General features: G+C 59.4%; 11 protein-coding genes. All 11 read left to right on the plus strand.

The window, feature by feature from the left end; all coding sequences use genetic code 11:
- Positions 1 to 44 precede the first annotated feature (44 nt).
- Positions 45 to 1,064, plus strand: a complete 1,020-nt coding sequence (locus BE0216_RS11835; protein ID WP_094637123.1) for a LacI family DNA-binding transcriptional regulator — start codon at positions 45 to 47, stop codon at positions 1,062 to 1,064.
- Entirely contained in the window at positions 1,061 to 1,981 is a 921-nt protein-coding gene (locus BE0216_RS11840; protein WP_094637124.1) for a substrate-binding domain-containing protein, read from the plus strand. The genes BE0216_RS11835 and BE0216_RS11840 overlap by 4 nt, the downstream gene beginning before the upstream one ends.
- 245 nt (positions 1,982 to 2,226) lie before the next feature.
- Positions 2,227 to 3,834: an MFS transporter gene (locus tag BE0216_RS11845; protein WP_094637125.1), complete on the plus strand. Its 1,608-nt coding sequence runs from the start codon at positions 2,227 to 2,229 to the stop codon at positions 3,832 to 3,834.
- 57 nt (positions 3,835 to 3,891) lie between these two features.
- Positions 3,892 to 5,037, plus strand: a complete 1,146-nt coding sequence (locus BE0216_RS11850; RefSeq protein WP_094637126.1) for a glycoside hydrolase family 88/105 protein — start codon at positions 3,892 to 3,894, stop codon at positions 5,035 to 5,037.
- Between the two features lie 101 nt (positions 5,038 to 5,138).
- Complete coding sequence (locus BE0216_RS11855; RefSeq protein ID WP_169714276.1) at positions 5,139 to 5,945, plus strand: gluconate 5-dehydrogenase; 807 nt, start codon at positions 5,139 to 5,141, stop codon at positions 5,943 to 5,945.
- A 105-nt stretch (positions 5,946 to 6,050) separates the two neighbouring features.
- Positions 6,051 to 6,689: an RpiB/LacA/LacB family sugar-phosphate isomerase gene (locus tag BE0216_RS11860; RefSeq protein ID WP_094637127.1), complete on the plus strand. Its 639-nt coding sequence runs from the start codon at positions 6,051 to 6,053 to the stop codon at positions 6,687 to 6,689.
- A 252-nt stretch (positions 6,690 to 6,941) separates the two neighbouring features.
- Positions 6,942 to 7,190 carry a hypothetical protein gene (locus BE0216_RS11865; RefSeq protein ID WP_143249315.1) on the plus strand — a complete coding sequence of 83 codons (249 nt, stop codon included), beginning with the start codon at positions 6,942 to 6,944 and terminating at the stop codon, positions 7,188 to 7,190.
- Positions 7,142 to 7,678 carry a hypothetical protein gene (locus BE0216_RS11870; RefSeq protein ID WP_193042819.1) on the plus strand — a complete coding sequence of 179 codons (537 nt, stop codon included), beginning with the start codon at positions 7,142 to 7,144 and terminating at the stop codon, positions 7,676 to 7,678. Before BE0216_RS11865 ends, BE0216_RS11870 begins: the two co-directional genes overlap by 49 nt.
- Before the next feature lie 558 nt (positions 7,679 to 8,236).
- Positions 8,237 to 9,421: an ABC transporter permease subunit gene (locus BE0216_RS12040; RefSeq protein WP_226805798.1), complete on the plus strand. Its 1,185-nt coding sequence runs from the start codon at positions 8,237 to 8,239 to the stop codon at positions 9,419 to 9,421.
- Complete coding sequence (locus BE0216_RS12155) at positions 9,409 to 9,699, plus strand: ABC transporter permease subunit (RefSeq protein ID WP_319020634.1); 291 nt, start codon at positions 9,409 to 9,411, stop codon at positions 9,697 to 9,699. Before BE0216_RS12040 ends, BE0216_RS12155 begins: the two co-directional genes overlap by 13 nt.
- A gap of 849 nt (positions 9,700 to 10,548) precedes the next feature.
- The coding region (locus tag BE0216_RS11885; RefSeq protein WP_226805799.1) for a hypothetical protein at positions 10,549 to 10,745 on the plus strand (197 nt) is incomplete at its 3' end.

A 10,745-nucleotide genomic window follows, 5' to 3' on the forward strand; every position in this document is an offset into this window, starting at 1 on the left:
CGGCGAAGAACGCCCAACACGTGAAGCATTGCGGGAGGCTGCCCATGAAGAAGGTCACGATACGCGACGTCGCCAAAGCGGCCGGAGTGGCGCCCTCGACGGTTTCGCGTGCGTTGAGCGCCACCGAGCGGGTGAGTTCGGAGACGACGCGACGCATCTTCGAAATAGCCGAACGCCTCGGATACCAGATGCCCGGCGACGAGGCCGCCGCCCCTTCGCCGGCGCTGAGGCGTCTGCTCGGCATCGTCGTGCCCGATCTGACCGATTCGTATTGCGCCGCCGTCACGCACGCCGTGGAGCATGAATGCTTCGGACATGGGTTCTCCCTGGTGGTCGCCGAATCGCGCGGCAGCGTCTCCTGGGAGCGTATGGCGCTCGACGGGGTGCTGAGGAACTGTGATGGCGCGCTGCTGTTCTCATCGCGGATGCAGAACGCGCAGATACGCGAGTACGCCGACCGTCTGCCGTTGGTGGTGATGGACCGGCAGATCAGGGGAGTGGGGTGTGTGGTCGTGGATCTGACGGCGGGTATCGGCCAGGCCATGAGCCTGTTCGCCGTGCGCGGCTACGAGCGCGTCACCTATCTGGCCGGCCCGGGCTTCGCCAAGGACGCGGCCTACCGTCTCAAAACGTTGGAATCCGCCTGCGACGAGCACGAACTCGCCGTGCGTCATCTGTGGCCCGGCGACCCCACCTTCGAGGGCGGACGGGCCTTCGTCGGCAAATATCTCGAGGATCCCACCGGCGCGGTGATCGCCTATAACGACATGATGGCGTTGGGATTCATGGCCGGCATGCGCGAACGGGGATACGAAGCGCCCCACGACTACGCGATCATCGGATTCAACGACAACGTCTCGGCCCGGGCGGCGACCCCGGCGTTGACCAGCGTGCGCATGTCCGCCGACGCGCTGGGCTCGTCCGCGGCACGTCTGCTGATGCGCCGGCTTGAGGGGGCGGGGGATGACGAGTCCCTTCGCGACGCCTATGTGACGGTGCCGTCCTCGCTGGTGCTGCGTGGCAGCGTCGGCACCGCGGAGCGCAACGAAAGGCGACGGACATGAACAACGCACAGATGATGCAGTCAACCGTGGGGCCTTTGGACCGGGTCGAAGGTCTGATCACGCTCGCCATGCCCTCGATATCACGCCCCTACCGCGCCCAGCTCGCTTCCACGGTGATCGCCGAGGCCCGCTCGCATGGCTGGCGGGTGGATATGGTCGTCTACCAGGACGAATGGGGACTGAGCGCCGAGGAATATCTCGACACCCGGCATGGGCCGTGCGATGGCCTGCTGCTGTATCTCGTGGGCGACGACACCCTGAGCGAGCGGGCGCTCACGCAGCCGTTCCCCGTGGTGTGCATGGGGCCGCGCCGCCAGACCTACGGCATGGCCGACCAGGTGTTGGCCGACAATGTGGCCGACGCGCGCAACGCGACCGAACTGCTCATCTCCGCCGGCAGCCGCAGACTTGTGCTGCTGGGGGCGCAGGCCGCCTTCGACGGCGTCGCCGTGGACGCGACGCGCGAGACCACGCGCGGCTGGGAGCGCGTGCGCGGAGTGCTCGAAGCATGCGAGACGCATGGCGTCGCCTTGGATCCGGCGCTGATAGGCGTGACGGGGAACGAATGGACCATCGGCGCCGGCTATGAGACGATGATGCGTCTGGCCCGTGCGGACGCGCCGTTCGACGGCATCGTCGCATTGAACGACCAACTGGCCATCGGCGCGCTGTTCGCGATGAAGATGCTCGGCCGTGACGTGCCCCGCGAGGTGCAGGTCGTGGGATTCGACAACACCTTCGAAGGCGAACGCATGGTTCCTCCGCTGACCTCCGTGGATTCCAACATCACATGGATCGCGTCCGCCGCCGTCGACCTGCTTTCCCGGCGTATCCACGAACGCGCCGCCGGATACGACGTCGAGGCGGTGCGGTTCCAGCGCGAATCGATGATCGTGTTGCGCGGTACGACGCGCTAAGAAACAGATGGTGCAACAAGAACGCAACAAAGTTGTTGCCATCATTTGCTGAGCGCGGATGACACGCGGCTGAGATGGTTGATATATCAATAATCCTATCGTCTTGGGCTGTTGCGCAAATGTTGCGTATTAAGCTGAAATTAATGCAACATACAAAGTATGTGTGTTGCGCCGAATATCATTCCTGTCACGATCGACGCCAATGGCATCGCAGCCGCGCCGATCAGGCCTCCAAGGAGGGAAGCATGGCTGAACAAGCGGTTCCGCAACAGCGCAAGGTGGGATTCCTCACCCGTCTCGGATATGGGTCCGGCAATCTCGTCGGATCGGGCGCGCTCGCGATCTCGGCCTCATGGCTGACGATCTTCTACACCACCTACTGCGGTCTGAGCATGGCCCAGGCGACGTTCATCTACTCGTTCGCCCTGATCGCCGATGTGGTCATGAACCCCATCGCCGGATTCATCTCCGATTCCTTCAACAACACCAAACTCGGCCGTCGTTTCGGCCGCCGCCGCTTCTTCATCCTCATGGCCGTGCCGGCCCTGGGCATCCTCAACCCGCTGATGTGGATCGTGGTTCCCGGAGGATTCTGGTACTACTTCGTGATCTATCTGGTGTACAACCTCATCTACACCACCGTGATGATCCCCTACGACGCGCTGCCCGCCGAGATGACCGGCGACTTCAAGGAACGCACCTATCTGTCCGGCCTGCGCTCCATCTTCGGCAAAGGCGCCAACTTCCTGACCGCGGCGCTGCCCGGCGTGTTCTTCGTGACCTTCGGCGAGAAGAACCCGATGGCGTTCTTCTACATGGGCCTGGCATTCGGCGTCATCATGGCCGGTGCCATGCTGTTCGTGTACCTGACCACATGGGAGCGTCCCGTCGACGACACCACCATGGAGAAGGTCGACAACCCGCTCGAAGCCCTGAAGAAGCTGTTCGTCGACATCTTCTCCACCCTGCGCATCCGCACCTTCCGCCACCTGCTGGGCATGTACCTCTTCGGCTTCGGCGCGGAATGGCTGTTCAACTCCACCTTCAGCTACTACGTGGTCTACGTGCTCATGCTCCAGAAGTCCAACGCCTCCTGGTGGCAGTCGCTCAGCCCCATCCTGCAGGTCGTCTCCACGCTCGGCGTCATGTTCCTCATCGCGAAGATCGGCTTCAGGAAGCCCTACATCATCGCCGAATGCGTGATCATCACCTGCGCCATCGCCTACGCGGCCTGCGGATTCTTCCATCTGGACGCCTCGTCCGCCGCCGGCATGGTCGCCATCACCTCCATCGTGGTCGTGTTCGGTCTGGGCACCGGCGCCGTCTACTACATCCCATGGCAGACGTACCTGTTCGTGGCCGACGCCGACGAGATCGTCACCGGCCGCCGCCGCGAGGGCACCTTCTCCGCCGCCATGCACCTGTGCGGCAAGCTGATGAACTCCGCCGTCGTCGCCATCCTCGGCACCGCGCTGGCCGCCGCCGGATTCATCGAATCCACCGCCGACAACCAGGTGGCCGCCGCCGACCAGCCGGCCGCCGTGCACACCACCATCCTGCTGGTGCTCGTCATCGGCGTGGGCGGCCTGTCCCTGCTCGGCATGCTCTCCGCCCATCTGATGAAGATGGACAAGAAGAACGACGAGATCGCCATCGCGGAATGCGAGCGCATCAAGAACGGCGGCCGCATGGAGGACGTCGACCCCGAGGTCAAGCGCATCTGCGAGGAGCTCACCGGCGTCCAGTACGAGATCTGCTTCGGACACAACACCGTCGGCTACCACACGCCCGAGGAGCTCGCCCGCATCAAGGCCGAACTGCCGGAGCGCAAGGCGCTGAACTTCGGCAAGTAACATATCGAAGGCCGTCCTCCGCGCGAGAGGGCGGCCTTTCCCGCGACAAGGAGAACCATGGGAAGCTCACGCATCCTCAACACCTACATCCAGCAGCTCATCGAGACCTCGACGCCGGAGGCGCCCGCGTGGAACATCGAGAAGATTCGCGCCGGCAAACCGAACACGTGGAACTACATCGACGGCTGCATGATCAAGGCGCTGATCGAACTCAACGAGATCACCGGCAAAGACGTCTACCTCGACTTCGCGGACCGGTTCATCGACTACTTCGTCGACGACGACGGCATGATCGCCAGCTATGACCCGCTTGAATACAATCTCGACAACATCAACGCCGGCAAGACGCTGTATGGACTGTACAACATCACCGGCAAAACCAAGTACCGCAAGGCCATGGACGTGATCTACGGCCAGCTCGAAGGCCAGCCGCGCACCAAGGAAGGCAACTTCTGGCACAAGCTCATCTACCCCAACCAGGTGTGGCTGGACGGTCTGTACATGGCCCAGCCTTTCTACGTGCAGTACGAGCTGAGCTACCGCGACGGACGCGCCTGCTCCGACTCCTTCCACCAGTTCCAGGTGGTGCACGATCTGATGCGCAACGAGCGCAACGGACTGTACTACCATGCCTACGATTCGTCGCGCAAGGACTTCTGGTGCGATCCGGTCACCGGACTGTCGTCCAACTTCTGGCTGCGCGCCGAAGGATGGTTCGCGATGGCGCTGATCGACACGTGGGAGCTGCTTCCGGCCAATATGAGCGCCGAGAAGGACACGATGCGCCGCATGTTCAGCGAGCTGGTCGACGCCATGCTGCCCTATCAGGACGAGAAAACCGGCATGTGGCATCAGGTGATCAATCTGGGCCGCATCGCGCCGAACTATCTGGAGACCTCCGGATCGGCCATCTTCGCCAACGCGATCATGAAAGGCGCGCGTCTGGGCGTGCTCGACGAACGCTACTGGGATTACGGATACAAGGCCTACAAGGGCATCTGCGACACCTGCATGAACGAGGAAGGCGGACGCCTCACACTCGACAACATCTGTCTGGTCGCCGGCCTGGGCAACACCGAACACCGAGAAGGCACCTTCGACTACTACATGAGGGAGCCCAAGGTTCGCAACGACGCCAAGGGCGTCGCGCCGCTCGTCCTCGCGTACATCGAGGTGCTGCGGCATGAGCGCGGCAAGCGCTGACGCTGGCAACAGCATGCAACCAATTTGGTCTGAGCGACTCGTTCGGCTTCAATACAACATCAACGGCCGTCGCGGATGACGGCACAGAAAGGACGGATGACATGACATTCGATATGGGCAGGTTCTCGTTGGAGGGCAAGGTGGCGCTGGTCACCGGCGCCTCCTACGGCATCGGCTTCGCCATCGCCTCGGCCTTCGCCGCGGCGGGCGCGAAGATCGCGTTCAACGACATCAACGAGGAGGCTTTGGAGCGGGGCAAACAGGCCTATGCCGAAGCCGGCATCGACGCCCGCGGCTATGTGGCCGACGTCACCGACGAGGAGCAGGTCGCCCGACTCGTCGCCGATATCGAGCGCGATCTGGGCACCGTCGACATTCTGGTCAACAACGCGGGCATCATCAAGCGCGTCCCCATGCTCGACATGCCCGTCGAGGACTGGCGCAAAGTCATCGACGTCGACCTCAACGCCCCCTTCATCGTCTCCAAAGCCGTCATCCCCGGCATGATCGCCAAAGGCCACGGCAAAATCATCAACATCTGCTCTATGATGAGCGAGCTCGGCCGCGAAACCGTCTCCGCCTACGCGGCGGCCAAGGGCGGTTTGAAAATGCTCACCCGCAACATCTGCTCCGAATACGGCGAGGCCAACATCCAATGCAACGCCATCGGACCGGGCTATATCGCCACCCCGCAGACCGCGCCTTTGCGTGAGCTTCAGGCCGACGGATCGCGCCATCCCTTCGACCAGTTCATCATCGCCAAGACGCCGGCCGCCCGTTGGGGCACCACCGAGGATCTGCAGGGCCCCGCCGTGTTCCTCGCCTCCGACGCCTCCGACTTCGTCAACGGACACGTGCTGTATGTGGACGGCGGCATTCTGGCTTATATCGGCAAGCAGCCCGCCTGATCGAAGTAAATCGCGCGGTGACGGAGCGCCTTGAAGTCGCACACGTCACCGCGCGATTTACCGGATAGACAATTGGATAATTTCAACAGCAAAGGAAAACAACCGATGCGCATCGCTTTGATCAATGAGAATTCCCAGGCCGCCAAGAACGGTCTGATCTACGAGGCCCTGAAGAAGGTCGCCGACGAGAAGGGATTCGAAGTCGACAACTACGGCATGTACGCGGCCGACGACGACGCCCAACTCACCTACGTGCAGAACGGCATCCTCGCCGCGGCCCTGCTCAACACCGGCGCGGCCGACTTCGTGGTCACCGGCTGCGGCACCGGCGAAGGCGCCATGCTCGCCCTCAACTCCTTCCCGGGCGTGATCTGCGGGCACGTCGAGGACCCGCTCGACGCCTACACCTTCGCGCAGATCAACGACGGCAACGCCATGGCCATCCCCTTCGCCCTGAAGAACGGCTGGGGGCAGGAACTCCAACTCAAGTACATCTTCGAACAGATGTGGCTCGAGGCGCCGGGCTCCGGCTATCCCAAGGACCGTGTGGTTCCGGAACAGCGCAACAAGAAGATCCTCGACGGCGTGCGCGAAGCCGCCTTCAAGCCGCTGGTCGACATCTACAAGGCCCTCGACCCCGAACTGGTCAAAGGCGCGTTCGCCGGAGCGCGTTTCAAGGAGCTCTTCTCCGCCCACGCGGCCGACGGCGAGATCAAGGACTATGTGCTGTCGCTAGTTGGATGACTCCTTCTCATTCGGTTTGCCGGCCGTGCGGTCTATTGAGTCCGTACGGCCTTTCCATGCTTTTAGGGGAGATTGTATGGATTTGAGATGGGGCGTTGAAAATGGACGTCGGTCTTAGTTATCCAATGCCATGGCTGCGGTTCTGCGGTTTCGTCGCAGGTTCGCCGGTGATAGACTTCCGACTGTGTTGTTCACGGCTGTGCCAAGATGGTTGTGTGCCGTGAGTCTCGCTCCCAAAGGAGGGCTCCTGGTATGTCTGAAACGGTTATCTATGCGTTCGGAGACAGCATTGTCAACGGTCATGCCTATCCGCAGCAAGGCAGCGTGGAACGTGCCGCCGCGTCGATTGGCGGCTGTCGAGTGATCAAGATGGCCCGCAATGGTGCCACCATCTGTTGTACTGAATTACACAACGCCGATCTGGGGGACAGATTAAAACCCAGATCGATGAGGTGCCGGCGGATGCTCCCGAGCCCGACATCATCGTGTTCGATGGTTTGACAAACGATGTGCATCAAGGTTTTATTCGTGAGAATCCCGGCTCGTTAACCGCGCTGGATGAATTCGATCCGGCGTGCTTTGATTCGGATACCTATGCTGGTTGTTTCGAGTCAACCATCGCTGAATTTCGTCGTCATTGGCCGAGCGTGCCAATCATCTATCTGGCTGTGCATCGCAACGGTGGCCAAAGCTATGATGATCAGCTGACAGCCCGCCGACTGGCGTTGGGGGCGTGCTCTAAATGGAATGTCGCTGTGGCCGATGTGTGGGCGGACTCTGATCTTGACACCCGCCGGACTGCGGACCGGGAACGATATTCTTTTGACGCTCTGGGTTGTGACGGTCTGCCTGGAACCCCTGAAACCATTACCTATAGTCAACCGGACACGCAACCGAGTGGCACCCACCCTAATTTTCCGGCCATCGACCGGTTCTATACGCCGGTGTTGGGCGAGAAGATTTCCTTCGTAATAGAAGGTTTGCGCTGATCTCATTTGTGAAATCACTGCGCTGGACTTCCATGGGAAGTCGATGGCATAACGGTCGCCGTTCATGTGCCAGGGGACCGCGATGATCGACTCGTCGAGGGTCGTCCTCGTTGACGACGGCTCCGTGGAATCGTCAGTGGTTGCGACACGCCAAACTTGCATCGATGGGAAACGTCGATATTCTAGTAAATACGTATCGAGTAAATACGTATCGACAATAACAAGCGCGATCAGATCTGAAGGATCACTGGTCGTTTCTGGAAGCGGCGAAGAAGCTGCTCAGGGAAAGGAAATCGATGAAACAGGATCATTCCGCGCGATTCCAATATCGCGCCCGTCGTGGCTTTGTCAGTCGTGGCGGCGTCTGCCGAAAGGGGGACGAGTCGTGAGCGCAGCAAGCGAATTCGCCGTTTTGCTTAAGAATCGAGGTAAGTCCAAGACAAGGCCACCGATACCCGGGCTGCTTTGGGTTTTCTGGCTCCTTGGCTTATTGGAGCGATATGTCTGACCCTCGTTCCCATGATAGTCTCGCTTTATCTGTCGTTGACCAAGTACAACATGTTGACCAGTCCGAAATTCGTCGGTCTGCAGAACTACGCAACCTTGTTTCAGGACACACGGTATATCCAATCCTTGAAGGTCACGTTCAGCTATGTGATCATTTCGGTACCGCTGCAGCTGATCGTCGCCCTCGCTCTGGCCGTGGTACTTGATCGGGGAATGAGAGGTTTGACGTTCTACCGATCGGCCTTCTATCTGCCCTCCATGCTGGGAGGCTCTGTAGCTATCGCGGTGTTGTGGAAGATGGTGTTCGGCTCCGAGGGTCTGTTCAATCAGGCTTTGGGATTGTTTGGATTGGAAGTCACCCAGTCGTGGATCGCAAACACCGCCACCGCCAACGGCACGCTTATGGTATTGCATATCTGGCAATTTGGCTCGCCCATGGTGATTTTCCTTGCAGGACTTCGCCAAATACCACGAGAGCTGTATGAGGCCGCAAGCGTTGACGGCGCGGGAAAGTGGCGTCAGTTTGTGTCCATCACCTTGCCGATGCTCAGCCCGATCATCTTCTTCAATTTGGTGATAAGCATCATCAACAGCTTCCAGACCTTCACTCAAGCGTTCGTCGTTTCCGGAGGCACCGGCGGCCCCAACGATGCGACCTTGTTCTACACGCTTTATCTGTATATGCAAGGCTTCGGTTCGATGAAGATGGGATATGCCGCCGCCATGGCATGGATTCTCGTGGTCATCGTTGCCGCGCTGACCGTAATCAATTTCGTCCTTTCGAAGTATTGGTGCACTATGATGACTAATGCGACAACCACTGTTAACGCCGTTTCGGCTGCGTCGATTCCCGTCCGAAAAGAGGAGCATAAGATTCGCAGGATCATCCTGCAGGTGGTCAAGCAACTGGTGGTGCTCGCCTTCGCGCTGATCATGCTGTACCCCATCCTGTGGATGGTGGCTTCAAGTCTGAGGAAGCCATCCGAGATCTTCACCAATATGGGGCTGTGGGTTTCCGATCCTCAATGGCACAATTATGTGGACGGCTGGAACGCGCTGAGTTACAGTTTCGGCAGATACTTCCTCAACTCGTTCATCATCGTAGCCTTCGCAATCGTGGGCAACGTCCTCACCTGCTCGATGGCGGCCTATGCCTTCGCTCGACTCAACTTCAAATTCCGGGGCTTGATGTTCGGATTTATGCTGTTGATGCTCATGATCCCGTGCATGTGGTGATTATTCCGCAGTACATCATCTGGAACAACTTGGGGTTGATCAACACGTATGTGCCGCTGATCTTGCCGAAATTCCTGGCGATGGATGGTTTCTTCACATTCCTGTTCTACCAGTTCATCCGTGGACTTCCGCGGGACCTCGATGAAGCCGCCAAAATTGACGGTGCTGGACATATTCGGATTTTCTTTCAGGTGCTGCTGCCGCTGATGAAACCGGCCATCGGCACACCGTTGTGTTCACATTCATGTGGACGTTCAACGACTTCTTCAGCCAGTTGATCTATCTGACCGACCCGGCCAAATACACGGTGCCGATTGCGCTGAGGAACTTCATCGATGCGACGAGCCAGTCGAGTTACGGCCCGATGTTCGCCATGAGCGTGCTGTCCATCATCCGCTGTTCATCGTGTTCTGCTTCGGACAGAAGTATCTGGTCGAAGGCATCGCCACCACCGGAGGAAAGTGAGGTAAGGAGGAAGAAGTAGCTGAAGACAAGCTGGAAAGGCTTTGTTCCTCAAATTTCGATATCGCAGCAATGAACGTTTTGAGGCGTTCGAAGAAGTAACCGGCGAATGCCGACAACAACAAAGGAGTTACCATGAAGTCCATGAAGAAGTGGATTAGCGCCACCGCGATTGTAGCGGTAGCATCGATGACTTTGGCGGGATGCGCAGGCGGCACGTCCGCACAGGCGATGCCGAGGTGAAGGCGTCGGACGAGGCCGTCCCATTCGTATCAGTTGGTGGGGTTCCGACACGCGAGTGCAGATCACGAAGACGCCATTGAAGCGTTCGAAGCAGAACACTCCAATATTGAGGTTGAGACCACGTACAACGACTGGTCAGGATACTGGGACAAATTAGCCACTGAAAACGCCGGCAAAACGCTCCGGATGTGATGCAGATGGACGAGCTCTACCTTGCTTCATATGCTTCGCAGGGTTCACTGTTTGATTTGGATAAGAGTCGAGTATTTGAGCCTCGATGGCATGGACGAATCGTTGAGGATATGGGAAAGGTGGATGGCGTCCAGTATGCCGCCCGATTTCATCGACCGCCTTCGGCGTGGTCATCAATAATGATGTCGTGGAACAGTTGGGATTGACCGTTCCGGACACTCCGCATGGACATGGATGACCTCATTGAGTTCGCCGAACAGGTCGTTCAGGCCTCGAACGGTGAGACCGTAGGCATCGCACCGCTGAACAACGGCATGAGCCTGCAGCTGTGGGCGCGCCAGCAAGGCGAGAACCTCTTCGAGGACGGTGAGGTCTCCATTTCGGAGGATACGCTGGCCTCGTATCTGCAGATGTCCTACGACTGGAC

Source organism: Bifidobacterium eulemuris (assembly GCF_014898155.1).
Classification (GTDB): domain Bacteria; phylum Actinomycetota; class Actinomycetes; order Actinomycetales; family Bifidobacteriaceae; genus Bifidobacterium; species Bifidobacterium eulemuris.